Annotated in this window: 20 protein-coding genes and 1 riboswitch; of the genes, 15 read left to right on the top strand and 5 right to left on the bottom strand. The window is 71.4% G+C overall.

From position 1 onward, the window contains the following. The 11 genes from ASC77_RS07975 to pcrA form a co-directional block, all read left to right on the top strand. Positions 1-655, top strand: a 655-nt coding sequence (locus ASC77_RS07975; RefSeq protein WP_235565253.1) for a methyl-accepting chemotaxis protein, incomplete at its 5' end; no start/stop codon positions are given. Positions 656-699: 44 nt separating this feature from the next. Next, positions 700-1,830 carry a methyl-accepting chemotaxis protein gene (locus ASC77_RS27160; protein ID WP_056150828.1) on the top strand — a complete coding sequence of 377 codons (1,131 nt, stop codon included), beginning with the start codon at positions 700-702 and terminating at the stop codon, positions 1,828-1,830. Continuing rightward, positions 1,811-2,665 (top strand): methyl-accepting chemotaxis protein, encoded by an 855-nt coding sequence (locus ASC77_RS07965; protein WP_056150826.1) that lies wholly within the window; start codon positions 1,811-1,813, stop codon positions 2,663-2,665. Before ASC77_RS27160 ends, ASC77_RS07965 begins: the two co-directional genes overlap by 20 nt. Before the next feature lie 70 nt (positions 2,666-2,735). Next, the gene (locus tag ASC77_RS07960; RefSeq protein ID WP_056150824.1) at positions 2,736-3,620 is read left to right on the top strand and encodes a hypothetical protein; all 885 of its coding nucleotides are present in this window, start codon (positions 2,736-2,738) and stop codon (positions 3,618-3,620) included. Positions 3,621-3,739: 119 nt separating this feature from the next. Next, entirely contained in the window at positions 3,740-4,855 is a 1,116-nt protein-coding gene (locus ASC77_RS07955; protein ID WP_056150823.1) for a protein-glutamate methylesterase/protein-glutamine glutaminase, read from the top strand. Continuing rightward, positions 4,852-5,700 carry a CheR family methyltransferase gene (locus tag ASC77_RS07950; RefSeq protein WP_056150821.1) on the top strand — a complete coding sequence of 283 codons (849 nt, stop codon included), beginning with the start codon at positions 4,852-4,854 and terminating at the stop codon, positions 5,698-5,700. The genes ASC77_RS07955 and ASC77_RS07950 overlap by 4 nt, the downstream gene beginning before the upstream one ends. Beyond that, positions 5,688-6,074, top strand: coding sequence for a response regulator (locus tag ASC77_RS07945; protein WP_056150819.1), 387 nt, complete (start codon positions 5,688-5,690; stop codon positions 6,072-6,074). The genes ASC77_RS07950 and ASC77_RS07945 overlap by 13 nt, the downstream gene beginning before the upstream one ends. 1 nt (position 6,075) lies before the next feature. Further along, positions 6,076-6,522, top strand: coding sequence for a chemotaxis protein CheX (locus ASC77_RS07940; RefSeq protein WP_056150817.1), 447 nt, complete (start codon positions 6,076-6,078; stop codon positions 6,520-6,522). A gap of 56 nt (positions 6,523-6,578) precedes the next feature. Beyond that, positions 6,579-6,941 (top strand): response regulator, encoded by a 363-nt coding sequence (locus ASC77_RS07935; RefSeq protein ID WP_056150815.1) that lies wholly within the window; start codon positions 6,579-6,581, stop codon positions 6,939-6,941. Positions 6,942-6,947: 6 nt separating this feature from the next. Continuing rightward, entirely contained in the window at positions 6,948-7,418 is a 471-nt protein-coding gene (locus tag ASC77_RS07930; RefSeq protein WP_056150812.1) for a hypothetical protein, read from the top strand. Positions 7,419-7,473: 55 nt separating this feature from the next. After that, the gene (gene pcrA, locus ASC77_RS07925; protein ID WP_056150810.1) at positions 7,474-9,894 is read left to right on the top strand and encodes a DNA helicase PcrA; all 2,421 of its coding nucleotides are present in this window, start codon (positions 7,474-7,476) and stop codon (positions 9,892-9,894) included. A 100-nt stretch (positions 9,895-9,994) separates the two neighbouring features. Here the strand turns inward: pcrA and ASC77_RS07920 are convergent, their stop codons facing one another. Beyond that, complete coding sequence (locus tag ASC77_RS07920) at positions 9,995-10,825, bottom strand: M23 family metallopeptidase (protein WP_056150808.1); 831 nt, start codon at positions 10,823-10,825, stop codon at positions 9,995-9,997. Between the two features lie 573 nt (positions 10,826-11,398). On the opposite strand from ASC77_RS07920, the gene sucC reads away from it, so the two are divergent. Together sucC and sucD are read left to right on the top strand one after the other, a co-directional pair. Then, on the top strand, positions 11,399-12,565 hold the full coding sequence (gene sucC, locus ASC77_RS07915; RefSeq protein WP_056150806.1) for an ADP-forming succinate--CoA ligase subunit beta: 1,167 nt from the start codon (positions 11,399-11,401) through the stop codon (positions 12,563-12,565). Positions 12,566-12,576: 11 nt separating this feature from the next. Next, positions 12,577-13,470: a succinate--CoA ligase subunit alpha gene (sucD, locus tag ASC77_RS07910; RefSeq protein ID WP_056150804.1), complete on the top strand. Its 894-nt coding sequence runs from the start codon at positions 12,577-12,579 to the stop codon at positions 13,468-13,470. 50 nt (positions 13,471-13,520) lie between these two features. On the opposite strand, the gene ASC77_RS07905 is transcribed toward sucD, so the two are convergent. From ASC77_RS07905 to ASC77_RS07890, 4 genes are all read right to left on the bottom strand, one after another. Further along, complete coding sequence (locus ASC77_RS07905) at positions 13,521-14,609, bottom strand: hypothetical protein (RefSeq protein WP_056150802.1); 1,089 nt, start codon at positions 14,607-14,609, stop codon at positions 13,521-13,523. Positions 14,610-14,654: 45 nt separating this feature from the next. After that, on the bottom strand, positions 14,655-15,419 hold the full coding sequence (locus ASC77_RS07900) for a hypothetical protein (protein ID WP_056150800.1): 765 nt from the start codon (positions 15,417-15,419) through the stop codon (positions 14,655-14,657). Next, positions 15,412-15,918: an RNA polymerase sigma factor gene (locus ASC77_RS07895; RefSeq protein ID WP_056150798.1), complete on the bottom strand. Its 507-nt coding sequence runs from the start codon at positions 15,916-15,918 to the stop codon at positions 15,412-15,414. Before ASC77_RS07895 ends, ASC77_RS07900 begins: the two co-directional genes overlap by 8 nt. A gap of 102 nt (positions 15,919-16,020) precedes the next feature. Further along, positions 16,021-17,874, bottom strand: coding sequence for a hypothetical protein (locus ASC77_RS07890; protein WP_056150796.1), 1,854 nt, complete (start codon positions 17,872-17,874; stop codon positions 16,021-16,023). A gap of 93 nt (positions 17,875-17,967) precedes the next feature. Here ASC77_RS07890 and ASC77_RS07885 point away from each other — a divergent pair, with 93 nt between their 5' ends. Continuing rightward, complete coding sequence (locus tag ASC77_RS07885) at positions 17,968-19,230, top strand: DUF6350 family protein (RefSeq protein ID WP_056150793.1); 1,263 nt, start codon at positions 17,968-17,970, stop codon at positions 19,228-19,230. Positions 19,231-19,239: 9 nt separating this feature from the next. Next, positions 19,240-19,869: a phosphoribosylglycinamide formyltransferase gene (gene purN, locus ASC77_RS07880; RefSeq protein WP_056150791.1), complete on the top strand. Its 630-nt coding sequence runs from the start codon at positions 19,240-19,242 to the stop codon at positions 19,867-19,869. After that, a riboswitch (ZMP/ZTP riboswitch) is annotated at positions 19,866-19,943 on the top strand. It overlaps the preceding gene by 4 nt. Positions 19,944-19,957: the final 14 nt, after the last annotated feature.

The following is a 19,957-nucleotide window of genomic DNA, read 5'->3' as shown; positions in this document are numbered from 1 at the left end:
GACCATCGTGGAGCGCACCAACGAGACGGTGGCGAAGCTGGGTACGTCGAGCCAGGAGATCGGCAACGTGGTCAAGGTGATCACATCGATCGCGGAGCAGACGAACCTGTTGGCGCTGAACGCGACGATCGAGGCGGCTCGTGCTGGTGAGGCCGGCAAGGGCTTCGCGGTGGTCGCGAACGAGGTCAAGGAGCTGGCGCAGGAGACTGCGCGGGCGACCGAGGACATTGCTCGTCGGGTCGAGGCGATCCAGGGCGACACGACTGGTGCGGTGGAGGCGATCGGTGAGATCTCGACGATCATCACCTCGATCAACGACTACCAGCTGACCATCGCCTCGGCGGTGGAGGAGCAGACCGCGACGTCGGCGGTGGAGGCGATCGGTGAGATCTCGACGATCATCACCTCGATCAACGACTACCAGCTGACCATCGCCTCGGCGGTGGAGGAGCAGACCGCGACGACGAACGAGATGTCGCGCAACGTCTCCGACGCCTCGACCGGATCCGGCGAGATCGCCACCAACATCAACGGGGTCGCCACGGCGGCCGTCACGACCACGCAGGCCGTGAACCAGACGCTGTCCGCCATCGGCGAGCTCGCCCAGATGGCGGCGACCCTCCGCGTCGAGATCTCCCGCTTCCACCAGGGCTGACTCCAGCCCGACCTCCCCCCACCTCGGTTAGAAAGACACTCACTGTGACTGAGTTCGTCGGCTCTCGGGCCTCCGGCCACGCCCTGGTTCGCTGGTTCCGCGACACCAACGTCCGTCCCAAGATCCTCACCGCGGTCGGCCTGTCCGCCGCCGTGGCGGTCGCGGTCGGCACGCTCTCGATCTGGGCCCAGGCGGACGCCGCCACCCGCGCCGACAAGCTGTACGCCGAGAACGTCGAGGGCGTCAGCGCCGTCGAGGACCTCGGCACGGCGATCGCCAGCATGCGGATCGACGTGCGCAACGCCGTGCTGGCCCAGCTCCCGAGCGGCAAGAAGACCGCGGAGGTGCTGCTCGGTCAGCACCGGGCGGACTTCGACGCCGCTGCGGCGGCCTACGCCGACCTGCCGCTCGACGGCGCTCGCCGGAAGGAGCTCGGCGAGCTGCAGAAGGCCGTCGACGACTTCATGGTCGTCCAGAAGAAGGTGCTGCTGCCGCTCGCCGAGCGCAACGACCTGCCGTACTGGTGGGTCAAGAGCGAGCTCGAGGCGCAGCCGCTCGTCGACGCCATGCTGCGGCACACGGACGCGCTCACGGCAGCGGAGGCGGTCGACGCCTCGGCCTCGGCGGCCGAGGCGCACCACACGTACGCCCGCAACCGGCTGATCACCCTCATCCTGCTCTTCGTCGGGATCTTCCTGTCCGTGCTGCTCGGCTGGCTCGTCGCCAACGCGACGGCCCGGCGGGTGGCCCGGGTCGGCGACGTCGCGAGGGCGCTCGCCGACGGTGACCTCACGCGCCGCGCCGACCTCGACTCGTCCGACGACGTCGGCACGATGGGCGCCGCGCTCGACGAGGCGACCGAGCAGCTGCGTGCGCTGATCGGCTCCGTGGTGGGCTCGGCGGACGCCGTCGCGGCTGCGTCGGAGGAGCTGTCGGCCTCGTCGCAGCAGATCGCTGCGGGTGCTGAGGAGACCTCGGTGCAGGCCGATGTGGTGGCGGGTGCGGCGGACGAGGTGTCGCGCAACGTGCAGACGGTGGCTGCGGGTGCCGAGCAGATGGGTGCCTCGATCCGTGAGATCGCCGCGTCGGCCAACGACGCGGCGCGGGTCGCGACCGAGGCGGTGACCATCGTGGAGCGCACCAACGAGACGGCAGATGGGTGCCTCGATCCGTGAGATCGCCGCGTCGGCCAACGACGCGGCGCGGGTCGCGACCGAGGCGGTGACCATCGTGGAGCGCACCAACGAGACGGTGGCGAAGCTGGGTACGTCGAGCCAGGAGATCGGCAACGTGGTCAAGGTGATCACATCGATCGCGGAGCAGACGAACCTGTTGGCGCTGAACGCGACGATCGAGGCCGCGCGTGCCGGTGAGGCCAGATCGGAAGAGCACAGGCTGGGTACGTCGAGCCAGGAGATCGGCAACGTGGTCAAGGTGATCACATCGATCGCGGAGCAGACGAACCTGTTGGCGCTGAACGCGACGATCGAGGCCGCGCGTGCCGGTGAGGCCGGCAAGGGCTTCGCGGTCGTGGCGAACGAGGTCAAGGAGCTGGCGCAGGAGACTGCGCGGGCGACCGAGGACATCGCTCGTCGGGTCGAGGCGATCCAGGGCGACACGACTGGTGCGGTGGAGGCGATCGGTGAGATCTCGACGATCATCACCTCGATCAACGACTACCAGCTGACCATCGCCTCGGCGGTGGAGGAGCAGACCGCGACGACGGCGGTGGAGGCGATCGGTGAGATCTCGACGATCATCACCTCGATCAACGACTACCAGCTGACCATCGCCTCGGCGGTGGAGGAGCAGACCGCGACGACCAACGAGATGTCGCGCAACGTGGCTGAGGCGTCGAGTGGCTCGGGTGAGATCGCCGCGAACATCTCGGGTGTCTCGGGTGCGGCGCAGGCGACCACGCAGGCGTTGTCGCAGTCCCGCTCCGCCATCGACGAGATGGCCCGGATGTCGGCCGAGCTGCGCTCCGCCGTCGCCCTCTTCAAGAGCTGAGCCTCAAGGCCTGAGCAAGGCTCCTGCAAGACCCTGACCGACGAACCGGCCCGAGGACTACGATCGCGCCATGGCGTACTCCGTGATCGGCGGGCCGGCTCTCGGCTTCGACCTGGCCCGCCTCCCGGGCGGGCACCAGGTCGCCGGTGTCCTCCGGGCCGCGCTCGCGGCGGGCCCGGACGACCTGGAGCAGCTGGCCTCGTGCCACCCCGGTCCCGGTGACCGCGAGGAGTGGCGGCGCGCGTCGGAGGCCGCCACGGACACGCCCACGATGACCGACGCCCTGGCGCTCGCCGGGGCGTCCGTCGAGGAGGGCGCGGCGGGGGAGACCGCGCTGCTCCGGCGCCTCGAGACCAGCCTGCTCGGCGACGTCCGCGCCCTCGAGCGGCTCCTCCGGCGCGAGCTCCTCGACTGGACCTGGCTGGACAGCGGCTCGGTCGCCGTCCAGGACCCGGTCGCCTCGTTGGCCGCGGACGTCCTCGTCGACGCGGCCGCGAGCGCCTACCTCCGCGACCAGCTCGCGGACGACCTGCGCCGGGCGATGGCCGGACCGTTCGTCCGGGCCGGGCTGGCGCGCGACCACGACGGCGTCACGGTCGGGCTCCCCGACGTCGATGCGCGCCTCGTCACCTTCGCCGCCGCCGACGCCGACGTCCGCGAGAACTGGCGACGGGTGGTCGACGACCTCCGCGTCCACACCGCCCAGTGGGCACCCGCGATGCACCAGGCCACCTGGGCCCTCTCGCTCGCCGACCGCCTCCGACTCGCGTGCGACGCGCAGCTCGCCGCGGTGATCGCGTTCGAGCGCGCCGACTTCGAGGCCCGCGACGCGGCGTACGGCGTGTGGAACGCCTGGTCGGGCGTCGTCCAGGCCGGTGCCGTCAGCGACCTGCTGGCCGCCGAGGACGCGGCCGTCCTGCTGCGTCCCTGGCACCTGGTCCACGGCCGGTCCTGACCACCCCGATCTCGGGAGCCTTTCTCACCTCACCCTGCTCAGGTCGTCGGGCGTACGGCCGATGTGATCTCTCGCCTGCCGCTGCGGCCGGTGCAGTGGTGGCAGAGGTGAGGTAGAGCATGGCCCGGATCCGGGTACTCGTGGTCGACGACTCCGTCGTCATCCGCAAGCTGGTGTCCGACCTGCTGGCGGAGGACCCCGACATCGAGGTGGTCGGCACGGCCGTCAACGGTCGCGCGGGACTCCAGAAGATCGCGCTCCTGAAGCCCGACCTCGTCACCATGGACGTCGAGATGCCCGAGCTCAACGGCATCGAGACGGTCCGCAGCCTGCGCCAGTCCGGCAGCCGGATCCCGGTGATCATGTTCAGCACGCTGACCGAGCGCGGTGCCGAGGCGACGCTCGACGCGCTCGCCGCGGGCGCCTCGGACTACGTGCCGAAGCCCGCGAACGTCGGCAGCGTCGGCCGCTCGATGGAGCAGGTCCGTGTGGCGCTGATCCCGCGGATCAAGTCCCTCGTGCACCGACCCGGCGTGGTCAGCACGCCGGGCGCCACGCCCGCGGCCCGCCCGGCACCGGTCGTCCTGCGCACCCCGTCCCCGCGCCCGGCCGGCGGCCACCGGCTGCTCGTCATCGGCGCCTCCACCGGTGGCCCGGAGGCGTTGAGCACCCTGCTGTCCGCGCTGCCGCCGCTGCCCGTGCCGATCGCGGTCGTCCAGCACATGCCGCCGCTCTTCACCACGCAGTTCGCCGCGCGGCTCAACCGCCAGCTCGACGTCGAGGTCACCGAGGCCACGAACGGTCAGGTGCTGCGCCCGGGCACGGTCTGCATCGCCCCCGGCGAGTTCCACCTCGAGGTCATGTCCGACAAGCGCGGCCTGGTCACCCGGTTGACCCAGGACCCGCCCGAGAACTACTGCCGTCCCGCCGTCGACGTGCTGTTCCGCAGCGCCGCCGCGGCCGTCGGCGGGTCGGTGCTCGGCGTGGTCCTGACCGGCATGGGTGCCGACGGCGCCAAGGGGTCACGCAACATCGTCGACCGCGGCGGTGCCGTGCTCGCCCAGGACCAGCACACCTCCGTGGTCTGGGGCATGCCCGGTGCGGTCACCAACGCTGGTCTCGCCGAGCGGGTGCTGCCCCTGAGTGAGCTCCCGGCCGAGATCACCCGCCGCCTCGGCCACGTCAACAGTCCCCTCAACAGTCCCGTCAACGCAGTAGCAGGAGGTGCACGGTGACCATCAGTCCCCAGGCCTTCACCTTCGTCCGCGAGCTCGTGCGCGCCGAGAGCGCGATCGTCCTCGAGACGGGCAAGGAGTACCTCGTCGAGTCACGGTTGGTGCCGTTGGCTCGCGCGGCAGGCCACCCCGATGTCGACGCGTACGTCGCCGACCTCTCCAAGCGCCGCACCCCCGCGGCGATGAAGCAGGTCGTCGAGGCGCTGACGACCAACGAGACGTCGTGGTTCCGCGACTCCGACCCCTTCACGGCGCTTCGCCAGAACGTCTTCCCGGCGTTGGCGAAGACGCGGTCCAACCGCACGCTGCGGATCTGGGCGGGTGCGTGCTCGAGCGGCCAGGAGCCGTACAGCATCATCATGACCGCCCTGGACACCCCCGAGCTGGCCGGCTGGAAGATCGAGCTCGTCGCCACCGACCTGTCGGAGGAGATGCTCACGCGCTCGCGCAAGGGGGAGTACTCACAGCTGGAGGTCAACCGTGGCCTGCCGGCGACGACGTTGGTCCGGCATTTCGAGCGCTCCGGCCTCAACTGGCGGATCAACCAGTCGATCAGGGACCGTGTGGAGTTCCGCAGCCTGAACCTGACCCGGCCCTTCCCGCCGATGGGTCGGTTCGACATCGTGTTCCTCCGCAACGTGCTCATCTACTTCGACCTGCCCACCAAGCGCGACGTGCTCAAGCGCGTGCGCCAGGTGATGGCGCCGGACGGCCACCTCTTCCTGGGGGCGGCCGAGATGACCATGGGCGTCGACGACGCCTGGGAACGCGTGCCGGCAGGTCGGTCTTCGGTGTATCGGATCAGAGAGGCCATCACAGTGAGGGGCAGCACATGCGTGCATTGATCGTCGACGATTCTCGAGCGATGCGCCGGATCGTCGGCCGCATCCTCGAGGGCGTCGGTTTCGAGGTGCTCGAGGCCGGCGACGGCCAGGAGGCACTGGGCGTGCTCGAGGGCCTCGACGGCCCGCCCGAGCTGGCCTGTGTCGACTGGAACATGCCGGTGATGGACGGCTTCACGTTCATCACCGAGGTCCGCAAGCGGTCGGAGTGGCGCTCCATCACGTTGATGATGGTGACCACCGAGAGCGAGATGGACCAGATCGTACGAGCGCTGGCGGCCGGCGCCCACGAATACCTCATCAAGCCGTTCACCGGTGAGGCCATGCTGGAGAAGCTCGACCTGCTCGGGCTCCTCCCGACTTCGACGGGGGTCTGACATGACCATCTCAAGCGCGCCCGACGAGGCGCTCGTCCTCGCTGCCATCGAGCAGGTGTGGGGCTCCATGCTGTTCGCGTCCGCCGAGCCGTGGCCGACCGACCGGGCGGCCGACTTCGGCTCCGGGGTCCAGGCGCAGATCGAGCTGCGCGGCGACTGGAACGGTCGCCTCGTCCTCACCTGTGACAGCGACGTCGCGACCCAGATCGCCGGCGCCATGCTCGGCCTCGGGCCGGACGAGGAGCTGCCGGAGCTCGACATCCACGACGCGGTCGGCGAGGTCCTCAACGTCGTCGGCGGCAGCGTCAAGGGCGCCCTGGTGGGCACCTGGGCGCTCGGCCTGCCCGGCGTCAGCGAGACCAGCGAGGCCCCCGGGCGCGACGAGTCCTTCGTCGTGTCGTGGGGCGACGCCCCGGTCTACGTCCAGATCCTCCCGGACGCGGCCTGAGCGCCGGCTGCGTCCAGAAGTAACGAGTCACGAGTAGCGAGCAAGAAGGAAAGATCATGAAGATCCTCATCGCCGACGACAGCAAGGTCATGCGTCAGATCGTGCTGCGGACCATGCGACAGGCCGGTTTCGGGCACCACGACTTCGTGGAGGCCGTGGACGGCGCCGAGGCCCTGGACAAGGTCGCCGCCGAGGCGCCCGACCTGGTCCTCTCGGACTGGAACATGCCGAACAAGACGGGCATCGAGCTGCTGCGCGCGCTGCGCGGCACGGGCAACGCCATCCCGTTCGGCTTCGTGACCTCGGAGGGGTCGGAGGACATGCGCGAGACCGCGAAGGCGGCCGGCGCCATGTTCCTCATCGCGAAGCCGTTCACGGCCGAGCACTTCGAGTCCGAGCTCTCCGGAATGCTGGGCTGACCTGCCATGCTTCCCGACCGCAAGGACATCAAGGACCTGTTCGAGGGGCTCCTGGGCCGCGACGTCGACATCACGGAGGGGCGGCCGGTCGACATCGGCATCCCCAAGCCGGTGATCGCGTCGTACGTCGACGACGCGCAGCGCCTGCGGGCGGTCGCGGTGATGAGCTTCGGCCTCGCCGCCCGCTCCGGCGCCGCGCTCGCGCTGGTGCCCGGGGGTGCCGCGGAGGCGGCCGAGGAGGACCGGCTGCTGCCGGACAACCTCTTCGACAACGCCTCCGAGATCTGCAACGTGCTCGCCGCACCGTTCGGCGACGCCATGGGGACGCACCTGCGTCTCGCGGAGGCGTACGCGCCGTCGTCGCCGGTGCCCTCGCACCTGCTGTCCGTCGCGTCGCAGCTCGCCGCGCGCGAGGACGTGGACCTCGAGATCACGGGCTACGGCAAGGGCACCCTGTCGCTGGTCGTCTCCGTCTGATCGCCCGCCCCTACGTGCGCCGACCGTCGGTCGTCGCACGTAGGGTGGGGCGGAGATGAGTACGTCGATCCCGCTCCCCGGCCTCGAGTCCGTCACGCCCTCCCATCCTCCGCGCCGGGGGCCCAGCCGTGACGAGCTGCTCGAGGGACTGAACGAGCCGCAGCGCGCCGCCGTGCAGCACGAGGGCGCCCCGCTGCTGGTGGTCGCGGGCGCCGGCTCGGGCAAGACCCGGGTGCTGACCCGGCGGATCGCCTGGCTGATCTCGGAGCGGCGCGCGCACCCGGGCTCGATCCTCGCGATCACCTTCACCAACAAGGCCGCGGCCGAGATGAAGGAGCGGGTCGAGGACCTGGTGGGCAAGCGCGCCCGGATCATGTGGGTGTCGACGTTCCACTCCGCCTGCGTGCGGATCCTGCGCAAGGAGTCCGACAAGCTCGGCTACAAGTCGAACTTCTCGATCTACGACGCCGCGGACCAGAAGCGGCTGATGACCCTGGTCTGCAACGACCTCGAGCTCGACCCGCGCCGCTACCAGCCCGGCGCCCTGCTGCACTGGGTCTCCAACCAGAAGAACGAGCTGCGCGACCCCGAGGACGCCACCAAGGACGCCCGCAACAGCCTCGAGGAGACGTACGCCGCGGCGTACACGACCTACCAGCGGCGCCTCCGCGAGGCGAACGCCCTCGACTTCGACGACCTCATCATGGCGACCGTCCACCTCCTGCAGACGTTCCCCGAGGTGCGCGAGACCTACCGGCGCCGCTTCCGGCACGTGCTGGTCGACGAGTACCAGGACACCAACCACGCGCAGTACGCCTTGATCCACCAGCTCTGCGCCGACCCGATGGAAGAGTCCGGGTCGGACGTCGACGGGTCCGAGCGGGTCGAGCCGGCCGAGCTGATGGTCGTCGGCGACGCCGACCAGTCGATCTACGCGTTCCGCGGCGCCAACATCCGCAACATCCTCGACTTCGAGCAGGACTTCCCCAACGCGACCTCGATCCTGCTCGAGCAGAACTACCGCTCCACGCAGACGATCCTCAATGCCGCGAACGCCGTGATCGGCCACAACAAGGGCCGCAAGGAGAAGCGGCTGTGGTCCGAGGCGGGCGACGGCGAGCGCATCGTCGGCTACGTCGCCGACGACGAGCGCGACGAGGCCAGGTTCGTCTCCGAGGAGATCGACACCCTGGTCGACGAGAAGGCCGCCCGGCCCGGCGACGTGGCGATCTTCTACCGCACCAACGCCCAGTCGCGCGTGTTCGAGGAGGTGTTCATCCGCACCGGCCAGCCCTACAAGGTCGTCGGCGGCGTGCGCTTCTACGAGCGCCGCGAGGTCCGCGACGCGCTGGCCTACCTGCGGATGCTGGTCAACCCGGCCGACCAGGTCTCGCTGCGCCGGATCCTCAACACCCCCAAGCGCGGGATCGGGGACCGGGCCGTCGCGTGCGTCCAAGCGCTCGCGGACCGCGACCGGATCATCTTCTGGGAGGCGCTGCAGCGTGCCGAGGACGCTCCCGGCCTGGCCACGCGCTCGCTGAGCGCGATCCAGGCGTTCGTGGCGATGGTCCAGGAGCTCCAGTCCATGGTCGACGCCGGCGAGCGCGCCGACGTCGTCCTCGAGAGCGTGCTGGCGCGCTCCGGCTACCTGACCTGGCTCGAGGAGAGCGACGACCCCCAGGACGAGACCCGGCTCGAGAACCTCGCCGAGCTGGTCGCCGTCGCCCGTGAGTTCGCCGAGGACCCGCTCGCCGGTCCCTCGGCCGACCCGACCGACGTCGAGGCCGGCATCGTGGCGCCCGGGCTGGCCGACTTCCTGGAGCGGGTCGCGCTCGTCGCCGACACCGACCAGATCCCCGACGACGACCCCGACGACCAGGGGGTGGTGACGCTGATGACGCTGCACACCGCCAAGGGCCTGGAGTTCCCGGTCGTCTTCCTCACCGGGCTCGAGGACGGCGTCTTCCCGCACGCCCGGGCGCTCGGCGACCAGCCCGAGCTGGAGGAGGAGCGTCGGCTGGCGTACGTCGGCGTCACCCGCGCCCGCGAGCGGCTCTACATCTCACGCGCGGTGGTCCGCTCCGCCTGGGGCGCCCCGTCGCACAACCCCGGCTCGCGGTTCCTCGACGAGCTGCCGGTCGACCTGGTCGACTGGCGCCGCACCGAGGCGGCACAGACCCAGTGGGGCCGGCCCGACCTCAGCGGCGCCGCCGGGCAGCGCCTCGGCGCGCCCACCGTGGCCGGCCGCCGCAACTTCTCCGCGGCCGCGGTCCGCGCCGACGCCGCCGCCCGCGCCAAGCCGGCCCGGGAGATCCCGAGCCTCGAGCCCGGCGACCGCGTGCTCCACGACTCGTTCGGCATGGGCACCGTGGTCGCGCTGGAGGGCATCGCCGAGAAGGCGGTCGCCTCGATCGACTTCGGCTCCGAGGGCGTCAAGCGCCTGCTGCTCCGGTATGCGCCGGTGGAGAAGCTCTAGGTTGAATCGTGAGTTCTGACCGTTGAGTCGGGACTTTTGACACGTGAGCCTGACCAGAACTCCCGATTGAAGCGTCAGAAGTCTCGATTCAACCCTGTGGTCAGGGCTGGAGGCCGTGCACGACCAGCGCGGCGTACGGGTCGACCGGGTCGCCGCCGCCGGGGCGCACCTCGAGGTGCAGGTGCGGGCCGGTCACGTTGCCGGTCGAGCCGACGTAGCCGATCAGCTCCCCGCCGGTGACGGTGTCGCCGACGTTGACGACGTACGACGTCTGGTGGCAGTACCAGAGCTCGGTGCCGTCATCGAGGGTGACGACGGTCTTGTTGCCGTAGGCCCCGTCGTAGCCGACGGAGGTGACGACGCCGTTGGCGACGGCGTGGATCTCGGTGCCGCTGGGCGCCGCGAAGTCCAGACCCGTGTGGTAGTGCGACCACAGGCCGCTGTAGTCGCCGAAGCGAGCGGTGAGGTGGTAGCCGGACACCGGCAGCTGCCACTGGTTGAGGCGCAGCTTGGCGGCCTGCTGCTCCATCTGCTGCGCGTACTTCGCGAGGGCGGCGTCGCGCTGCTTGGCCTGTGCCTCGGCCTCGTCCTGGAGCTTGTCGTTGGCTGCGTCCGCCAGGGCGTCACGACGGGAGTCGCGGCTCACGGTGGAGCGGTTGAGCAGGCTGACGGTGCCGATCTGGCTGGCGCCACTGAGCGCGCTGGCCTGGCTGAAGCGGGGGGTGTCCTCGCTGTTGAGGCCGCCGGCCGCGGTCACCGCGCCGCCGGCCGAGATGGCGAGGGCGGCCAGGCCGAGCATGACCGGGGCGCCCGGGAGGCCGCGGAAGAGCGGGGCTCGGGAGGAGCTGCGGCGGGCACCCGGCTTGGACGGGCCGGTCCGGGGCGTGTGCGAGGCGCGGACGCCGCCGATGCGCGAGGTCCGGTAGACCACCGGGCGCTCGACGAGCTCCTGGGGGAGCGACGGTGTGATCTGCAGGACGAGGGTCTCCTCGTCCTCATGGAGGACGGGCCCTACGAGAGGGGTGGAGGGCTCGGCGGACCTGCGACCGGGCTTCTCTGCGCGACGCTTTCCCGCGACCGGGGTCGGGGGGTCCGAGGGACGGCGGCCGGGGCCGCGGCGTACCGCTCGGTGGTTACCCATACGTTTGCTTCTCCGCTGCTCGGGGTTCAGACGGCGAGGTGCGACTGTAACGGACTGATCACGACGTCGGGAAACCAACGCCAATTTCTTTGTGGACGAACTTCGTCGGTCACCCTCTCATGGACTTCTTCAGAAGAGACATCGGCCGTTCGGTCACGCTCAAAACCTCTCGTGTCGACTTTTTACGAGACTTACCCAAACTGTGCAGATCCCGGGCTCACACCTGCGCGCGCCGTGCCCCACGTCACGTCTGCCCGGCCTCGTCGTACGCCGGGGGCCGGGACTAGGGTGCGAGAGACACCCCGCGCACGTGGCGGCTTCAGGCGCGCCCGGCCGGCTCCGAACTAGAGACATGGTGGATCTGTGGATCTGATGGAATTCCAGGCGAAGGAGCTCTTCGCCAAGCACGGTGTGACGACGACTCTCGGCGTCGTCGTCGAGACCGCCGACGAGGCCAAGGCCGCCGCCGAGCAGATCGGCGGCGTGACCGTCATCAAGGCTCAGGTCAAGGCCGGCGGCCGCGGCAAGGCCGGCGGCGTGAAGCTCGCCAAGACGGCGGACGAGGCCTTCGGGCACGCGTCCAACATCCTCGGCATGGAGATCAAGGGCCTGACGGTCAACCGCGTGCTGGTCACGCCGGCGACCCCGCCCGAGGAGGAGTACTACTTCTCCTTCCTGCTGGACCGCGCCAACCGTCAGTACCTCTGCATCGCGTCGGTCGAGGGTGGTGTCGAGATCGAGGAGGTCGCGAAGACCAACCCCGACGCCGTCAAGCAGATCGCCATCGACCCCGGCACGGGCGTCGACGCCGCCAAGGCCCGCGAGATCGCGACCGAGGCGAAGTTCCCCGAGCCCGTCTTCGAGCAGGCCGTCGAGATGATCGAGGCCCTCTACAAGGTCTTCGTCGAGGAGGACGCGACGCTCGTCGAGGTCAACCCGCTCGCGCGGCTGGCCGGCGACAAGCTCGAGGCCCTCGACGGCAAGGTGTCGCTCGACGACAACGCCTCCGAGGTGCGTCACCACGACCACGAGGCGTTCGAGATCAAGGACGAGACCGACCCGCTCGAGGCGAAGGCCAAGGACAAGGGCCTCAACTACGTCAAGCTCGACGGCCAGGTCGGCATCATCGGCAACGGCGCGGGTCTGGTCATGTCGACCCTCGACGTCGTCGCGTACGCCGGTGAGGCGCACGGCGGCGTGAAGCCGGCGAACTTCCTCGACATCGGCGGCGGCGCCAACGCCCAGGTGATGGCCGACGGCCTCGACGTCATCCTCAACGACCCGCAGGTCAAGAGCGTCTTCGTGAACGTGTTCGGTGGCATCACCGCGTGCGACGAGGTCGCCAACGGCATCAAGGGCGCGCTCGAGATCCTCGGCGACGCGGCGACCAAGCCGCTCGTGGTCCGCCTCGACGGCAACAACGTCGAGAAGGGTCGCGCGATCCTCGACGAGCTCAACCACCCGCTGGTGACCCAGGTCGGCACGATGGACGGAGCGGCCGACAAGGCCGCCGAGCTCGCGAACGCGTAAGGACGAAGAAGATGTCTATCTACCTCAACAAGGACTCCAAGATCATCGTCCAGGGCATCACGGGCGGCATGGGCTCCAAGCACACGACCCTGATGATCGAGTCCGGCAGCAACATCGTCGGCGGCGTCAACGCCCGCAAGGCCGGCACGACCGTCGAGCTCGCCGGCACCACCCAGCCGGTGTTCGGCTCGGTCGCCGAGGCGATGAAGGAGACCGGCGCCGACGTGTCGGTCGTCTTCGTCCCGCCGGCCTTCACCAAGGACGCCTGCATCGAGGCCGTCGACGCCGGCATCGGCCTGCTCGTGGTCATCACCGAGGGCGTGCCGGTCCAGGACACCGCCGAGGTGTGGTCCTACCTGCAGTCGGACAAGAACCACGCCGGCACCCGGATGATCGGCCCGAACTGCCCCGGCATCATCACCCCGGGCGAGTCGCTGGCCGGCATCACGCCGCACACCATCGCGGGCACCGGCCCGATCGGTCTCGTGTCGAAGTCGGGCACGCTGACCTACCAGATGATGTACGAGCTGAAGGACTTCGGCTTCTCGACCGCCATCGGCATCGGCGGCGACCCGATCATCGGCACCACGCACATCGACGCCCTGGCCGCCTTCGAGGCGGACCCGGACACGAAGGCGATCGTGATGATCGGCGAGATCGGCGGCGACGCCGAGGAGCGCGCCGCGGCGTACATCAAGGACAACGTGACCAAGCCGGTCGTCGGCTACGTCGCGGGCTTCACGGCCCCGGAGGGCAAGACCATGGGCCACGCCGGCGCCATCGTCTCCGGCTCCTCCGGCACCGCGCAGGCGAAGAAGGAGGCCCTCGAGGCCGTCGGCGTGAAGGTCGGCAGGACGCCGTCCGAGACCGCCGCCCTCATGCGCGAGGTCCTGCAGAGCCTCTGATCCACCCCTGAACGGCCCCGGGACCTGCGGTCCCGGGGCCGTTCTGCTTCTCAGCCCGCGCAGTGCTGGTCGTGCGCGACCAGCAGCACGCTGCCGACACCGTCGGGGCCGAGCTCGAACCGGTAGTAGCGGTCCGGGTGGCCGGGGACGTCGACGGTCAGCAGGTCGCGGTCGCCCACGGCCTCCGGGTAGGCCAGCCGGACCAGCGCGTACGGCGAGCCGTGCCCGATGCCCTCCGGGGTGGACGACGGTGCCGCCAGGCTGAGCGAGGTGACGCCGCGGTCGCGCTCGAGGATCCCGCCGACGCCGGGCTCGAGACCCGCGCCCGCCGTCTCGACCGAGAACGGCGTGCAGGGTCGTACGGCGGCGAGACCGACGTGCGGCAGGGCGCGCAGCTCGTCCTCGGTCATGCCGAGCCGGACGTCGCCGTACCCCTGCGGCCCGAACCAGGGGCGGTCCGCGGTGTTGTCGAGCACGCCCATCGACCGGGTCACCTCCGCCACGGCCGCCTGGTCGGCAGCGGCGTCGGGGTCGCCCTCGTCCGCCGTCACGGCGACCAGGACGTGGCGACCCACGCGCACGACAACCCACGTGGTGTGTCCGGGCCGGGGCGCGCCCTGCGTCCGGTAGGTCCGGGTGACGACGGCGGCGCTGTCGCCCAGACGTGCTGCCCTCACGTCGGTGGCGGTGTCCTCGTCCGGGGTGTGCTCCCGCGGGCAGTCCCGGAACAGGTCGACGACCGCGTCGGCATAGGCAGCGGCCGCGGGCTCGGTCGCGAAGGTCACCAGCTGGCGCTCCCGTTGGTCCTCGGGGGCGCTCCAGGCCGCTCGCAGCAGGTCGACGTGGACCGGGAGCCGTGCGCCGCGGTCGCACGCGCCGGGCACGAGGGGCGGGAGGACCCGGCTCGGCCCGACGGTGCTGACCTCACCGCCTGCTGGCGGGAGGCCCGCCAGCAGCGGGAACGTCTCCGGGAGGCGGTGGGCGGTGCCCGTCGGGGCCGTGGTCCGGGTCGCCGGAGCGCTCCCGACCGGCGTCGCGCTCGGTGTCGGGCTCGGTGTCGGTCGGGGTGCCGTGGTCGGAGCGGACCCACAACCGGCCAGCAGCACGACGACGGCGGCACCCCAGGGCACGAGCTTCATGCCACTGGGACGCCGCCGTCCCCGAGCTGGTTGCCGGGCGATCCCTCAGCAGGGGTCGGCGGAGAAGACGCACATCGCGTCGACGGCCGGGGCCGAGAGCCGCTCGATGGCCTGGAGGTTCCGCTGGACGACCGTGGGATCGCCGCCGCCCAGGCTGTAGACCGTGTCGAGCAGGAGGGCGTTGCCGACCTGGAGCGCCCGGTGCTCGAACATGTCGCCGGCGTCGCTGACGTGGTCGAGGTAGACGAGCGAGCTCCCGTCGCTGGACACGAGCTCGGTGGAGCGGGCCTTGCCGTCCGTCGCGGTCGCGCACTCCTGAACCCGCGCCTCGAGGGCGAGCCGGGCCTGGGTGGCGGCGTCGGCGTCGGCGTAGACGGCCAGGGCGCGATCCACGCCACCCTCGTTCTCGGTCTGGACGACCTGCTGGACGTCGACCGCCGCGGGCGGACCGTCCGGCGACCAGCCGAGCCCGTCGCAGGCGTCGGCATCGGCCTGGGCCTCGTAGGGGTCCTGGGCCGTGGCGCGGGGCAGCCCGCTGGCGAGCGGGAAGTCCGCGGGGATCGCCGTCACCCACGTCACCGAGGGGGAGGGGTTGGTGACCGGAGGGTTCGTGTCGGTGCGGGTGTTCGACGCGGCCATCGCGAGCGGGGTCGCGATGATCGCCACCGCGGCAACGCCGCCGATCGCGGCGATCGCGTGGTTGCGGCGGCGCATCCGGGTTCCGCGACGGCGTACCTCGGAGGCGGGGAGCGGGTTCATGGTCAGTCCTGGGGTGGAGAAGTTCTCGAGCTCATCGATCGGGTCAGGCATGGCTGAGTCCTTCCGCGTGTCCTTCGTCGTCGGCGAGCAGGGCGGCCAGCGCCGCGCGACCCCGGCTGAGCCGGGCCTTGATGGTTCCTTCGGGTACGCCGACCTCGCGGGCGACGTCGTGCACGGGCAGGTCGGCGATGTGGTGGAGCACCAGCGCCTGCCGCTGTGCCTCGGGGAGCTGCTTGAGCGCCGCCACCAGGGCCACGTGGGCCTCGCTGGGCGCCGCGCTCTCGAACGCCGGCCCGACAGCCCGGTCGGCCGGTCGGCGGCTGCGCACGGTGCGTCGCCAGCGGCTGACCGCCAGGCGGTACGCCGTGGTGCGCACCCACGCCTCGGGGTGCTCGGCCTTCTCCAGCTTTCTTCGGTGCGCCCAGGCGCGGACGAACGCCTCCTGCACGCACTCCTGCGCCTCGTCGCGGTTGCCGATCATGGCGTACACCTGACCGGTGATCCGCTGGAACGACGCGGCGTAGAAGTCGTCGAACTCGCGTTCGTCCATCGACTCTGGTCCCGTCTCGTCAGGTCAGCAGGGTTGCTGATCGTGGGGGATACGCCCGAGCGGGACCCACGGTTGCACGCGAGACGGGAAAAGTTCGTGAGGTCAGCCCGACCGCGGGGCGGGCATGTCCCCGAGGCGGTCGAGGGCGCGCTGGGCGAGGGCCGTGAACGCGTCCTGGTCGATGGTGACGCCCTTGACCGGCACGAAGCCGACCTGGGCGACCGCGGTGCCGTCGCGGACGATCCCCATCAGGAAGTTCATCGTCTTGTCGTCGGTGACCTCCGTGCTCACCCGCCAGACGGTGAGCTCCGTGCCACCCTTCTCCACGTTGCGGAGCCGGGTCACCCGGGTGCCGATCTGCTTCTTCGAGCAGCGGTCCAGCTTGTCCTGGACGTCGGCGACCAGGGCCTTCGCCTTGCCGGCCGGGAGGGTGCCGACCGTCTCGGTGAGCCCGAACTCGTCGGGCAGCTTGGCCTCGGGCACCAGGAACGTGCGCGTCACGTTGTTGCTGATCCCGCCGGCGTTGAAGTCGGTGCCGTCGCAGTGGGTCGCGGCGGGGTTGGTGAGCGCCCGGCGCGGCTCGGTGCCCACCCAGGGCCGATCGACCCCGGCGGCGGACGGCAGGTCGACCTCGTCGAGCATCCCGGGCACCTGGGCGACCGGGACCGGCGTGGTGACGTGCGGCGTCGGGTCGGTCGTGCACGCGCCGCCCTCGGGCAGCTCGCACAGCTGGTTGACGCCGGTGCCGAGGAGCCGGGCCACGGCGGTGGGACGGGGGCCGTCGCCGGCCGGGCTCGTGCTGACGGTCGTGGTCGTGTAGCTGCCCGTGCGGGCCACCGCGGCCACGATGTCGGAGTCCGGCTCGGACCTCGTGTTCAGGGTGAAGAGCATCGCCTCGTCACCGACGCCGGAGAGCTCGTAGGTCTCGATCAGCTGCGCCCGGTTGTCCCGGCAGGCGGCGAACCAGCCGACCGCGGTGTCGAAGCTGCGCTCGGCCGCCCGCACCGTGTGGGCCGCCTCGGCGGTCTGCGCGACGACGGGGGCGGCCTTCTTGCCCTTCGTCTCCTGCTGGGGCGCGAACGTGCGGAACACCGCGGAGTCCGGCCGGTTGCGCGGTGCGGCGTACCTGGTCTGCTGGCACGTCACGGCCTTGCCGTTGCCGGCGGAGTTGTCGTCGGTGCTCGCGACCGTCCAGCCGCCCTGGGTGGCGATGACCCGGCTGACGCTGTCGGCGGCGAGCATCGTCTCCTCGGGCAGGTCGACCGCTGTCGGCTCCGAGGGGCCCGACGAGTGGTCCGGCTCGACCCGCTCGCCGGCGAGGGTGGGCCGGACGCCGTCGGCGTCCGTCACGAGGGTGCCGGCGATGACGAGTGCCGCCGCGGTCGCGGCGACGCCGATCACGGTGTGGGTACGCCGGCGGGTGGCACCCGCCCGGCGCAGGATGGTCGGGCGGGGCCAGCGGTTGGTCTCGACGTGGCTGCGGACCGCCTCGAGCACGGCGCGGACCTCGGTCGTGGGGACCTCGCGGTGCAGGGCGAACGTGGAGGTCGCGCTCTGGAGCTCGCGCTCGGCCTCGGTGCGGGGCAGCCCGACCTCGCGGGCCATCGCGTTGAGCGAGCTGCTGGTCAGCTCGGTCACCAGCAGCACCCGGCGCTGGGTCATCGTCAGGCGGCCGAGCGCTCCGAGGGTGGCCTTGACCTCGGGATCGAGGTTCTTCTCGCGGTGCCACAGCTTCGCCGTGTGCCGGCGTACGGCGTGCCGACAGGCGTGCTCGCGCACCCACGCCTCCGGGTCCTCGACCCGCGAGACCTTGCGCCAGTGGTGCCACGCGACGACGAAGGCGTCGCGGACCGCCGCGCGCGAGGACGGGAGGTCGCCGGTCAGGCAGTACGTCAGCAGCATCAGGCGGGTGCGGACGTCCTTGTAGAACTGGTCGAACTCGTCGGGGTCGGTCATGGCGCCGTCCACGGTAGCCGGAGGCCCTGATCCGTGCCGATTCGGCGTGTGCGCCCGGATCCGGCGCCCGCGGCGGGCAATGATGGCGACACCATGACGTCGCTGCTCCCCGGATCGCTCTCGACCGGACCGGCCTCGGCCGCTCGCGGCCGGGGTGCCGCCGAGGCGCGGCACCGGTCGCCGCTGGTGCCCGTCGCCCTCCTCGGCGGCGTGGTCGCGGCCGGGGCGACCCTCCTGATCTGCCTGGCGGTCGGGGTCGTGGGCTGGTTCCTCGCCGACGCGGGTGCACACGGAACTCCACGCGGGGGACTCCGCGTGGGGGCGCTCGGTTGGCTGCTGGCCCACGGCTCCGGAATCCGCGTCGACGGCGTCGCCGTCACCCTGGTCCCGCTCGGGATCACCGCCCTCTGCGCGTGGTCGTGCTGGCGGGTCGGGCACCGGGTCGGCGACGCGATCTCCGGCCACGGTCCCGACGCCGACCGGATCGCCGACGGTGAGCGGGACTGGACGGTCCCGATGGCCGCGTCGGTCTTCACGGCCGGCTACCTCCTGGTGGCGATCGTCACAGGCGTCGTGGCCTCGACCCCGGAGACGGCACCGTCCCTGGCCCGGGTCGTCGGCTGGTCCTTCCTGCTCTCCGCCGCGTTCGGCTGGTCCGGCGTCGCGACCGGCTCCGGCCGGCTGGCGATCTGGGCGACGGTCGTCCCGCCCTGGCTGCGCGCCGCGCTCGCCGGCGGCCTGCGAATCCTGGGCGGCTTCCTGGTCGTCTCGACCGCGGTCTTCCTGGTCGCCCTCGCGGTCGACTTCGGTACGGCGGCCAGCGTGATGTCGCGCCTGCACCTCGGCGCCGGCGACGCGACCGTCTACACCCTCCTCACCGCGATGCTGGTCCCCAACGCCTCGATCTTCACCGGCAGCTACCTGCTCGGCCCCGGCTTCCTGGTCGGCACCGGCACGGTCGTCTCGCCGACCCTGGTCTCGCTCGGACCGGTCCCGATGTTCCCGCTGCTCGCGGCGCTGCCCGACAACGGGGCGACGCCGGCGTGGGCGACCTACCTGGTCGCCGTGCCGCCGCTCGTCGCCGCCGTGGCTGCGGCCCGGGCCCAGCGCCGGACGCCCACCCTGCGGTGGGAGGAGGGCGCCCTGCGCGGCTGCGTCGGCGGCGTGACCGCCGGCCTGCTGCTCGGGATCCTGGCCGCCGTCGCCGGCGGGGCCGCCGGACCCGGTCGGATGCGGGCGGTCGGGCCGGACGCGATGGACGTGCTCGTGCACGCGGTGACGGCGTTCGGTCTCGGCGGCGTCGTCGGCGGTCTGGCGATGACCTGGTGGCAGCGCCGGCACGCGCCGACGCCCTAGACTCCACGCGTGCCCGAGCCAGCCGCCGTCGTCGTTCTCGTGTCGGGCGCCGGCACCAACCTCCAGGCCCTGATCGACGCCTCCGCCGACCCGGCGTACGGCGCCCGCGTGGTCGCCGTCGGCGCGGACCGGGACGGCATCGAGGGCCTGGCCCGCGCCGAGCGGGCCGGCATCCCGACCTTCTCGGTGAAGCTCGCGGACTTCGAGAGCCGCGAGGAGTGGGACGCCGCGCTCGCGGGCGCGGTCGCGGCGTACGACCCCGACATCATCGTGCTGGCCGGGTTCATGAAGCTCGTCGGCACCACCTTCCTCGGGCTCTACGGCGGCAAGGTGGTCAACACGCACCCCGCGCTGTCCCCGTCGTTCCCCGGGATGCACGGGCCCGCCGAGGCGCTGGCGTACGGCGTGAAGGTCACCGGCGCGACGCTCTTCGTGGTCGACCCGGGCGTCGACACCGGCCCGATCATCGCCCAGGCCACCGTGCCGGTGGCCGAGGACGACACCGTCGAGACGCTGCACGAGCGGATCAAGGGGGCCGAGCGCACGATGCTCGTCGCCTCGGTCGGCCGGATGGCGCGCGACGGCTTCGTGGTCGAGGGGCGCCGGGTCCGGATGGGTCGCCTCGGCCCTCTAGACTGACGCCACACGACTGGCGAAGGTGGGACCACCACCAGGGAGTGACGTCGGGAGCATCGACCGCCTGGGTGCTCCTCACCACCCGACTCAG

The organism is Nocardioides sp. Root1257, assembly GCF_001425175.1.
In the GTDB taxonomy this organism is placed as follows: domain Bacteria; phylum Actinomycetota; class Actinomycetes; order Propionibacteriales; family Nocardioidaceae; genus Nocardioides.
This window is presented reverse-complemented; position numbering and strand designations above follow the sequence as displayed.

What these genes read in the sequence shown, in the direction of transcription:
- ASC77_RS07965 (WP_056150826.1), top strand. Translation starts at nt 1,811, where the DNA reads ATGGGTGCCTCGATCCGTGAGATCGCCGCGTCGGCCAACGACGCGGCG.
- ASC77_RS07960 (WP_056150824.1), top strand. Translation starts at nt 2,736, where the DNA reads ATGGCGTACTCCGTGATCGGCGGGCCGGCTCTCGGCTTCGACCTGGCC.
- ASC77_RS07955 (WP_056150823.1), top strand. Translation starts at nt 3,740, where the DNA reads ATGGCCCGGATCCGGGTACTCGTGGTCGACGACTCCGTCGTCATCCGC.
- ASC77_RS07945 (WP_056150819.1), top strand. Translation starts at nt 5,688, where the DNA reads ATGCGTGCATTGATCGTCGACGATTCTCGAGCGATGCGCCGGATCGTC.
- ASC77_RS07940 (WP_056150817.1), top strand. Translation starts at nt 6,076, where the DNA reads ATGACCATCTCAAGCGCGCCCGACGAGGCGCTCGTCCTCGCTGCCATC.
- ASC77_RS07935 (WP_056150815.1), top strand. Translation starts at nt 6,579, where the DNA reads ATGAAGATCCTCATCGCCGACGACAGCAAGGTCATGCGTCAGATCGTG.
- ASC77_RS07930 (WP_056150812.1), top strand. Translation starts at nt 6,948, where the DNA reads ATGCTTCCCGACCGCAAGGACATCAAGGACCTGTTCGAGGGGCTCCTG.
- pcrA (WP_056150810.1), top strand. Translation starts at nt 7,474, where the DNA reads ATGAGTACGTCGATCCCGCTCCCCGGCCTCGAGTCCGTCACGCCCTCC.
- sucD (WP_056150804.1), top strand. Translation starts at nt 12,577, where the DNA reads ATGTCTATCTACCTCAACAAGGACTCCAAGATCATCGTCCAGGGCATC.
- ASC77_RS07905 (WP_056150802.1), bottom strand. Translation starts at nt 14,609, where the DNA reads ATGAAGCTCGTGCCCTGGGGTGCCGCCGTCGTCGTGCTGCTGGCCGGT.
- ASC77_RS07900 (WP_056150800.1), bottom strand. Translation starts at nt 15,419, where the DNA reads ATGCCTGACCCGATCGATGAGCTCGAGAACTTCTCCACCCCAGGACTG.
- ASC77_RS07895 (WP_056150798.1), bottom strand. Translation starts at nt 15,918, where the DNA reads ATGGACGAACGCGAGTTCGACGACTTCTACGCCGCGTCGTTCCAGCGG.
- ASC77_RS07890 (WP_056150796.1), bottom strand. Translation starts at nt 17,874, where the DNA reads ATGACCGACCCCGACGAGTTCGACCAGTTCTACAAGGACGTCCGCACC.
- ASC77_RS07885 (WP_056150793.1), top strand. Translation starts at nt 17,968, where the DNA reads ATGACGTCGCTGCTCCCCGGATCGCTCTCGACCGGACCGGCCTCGGCC.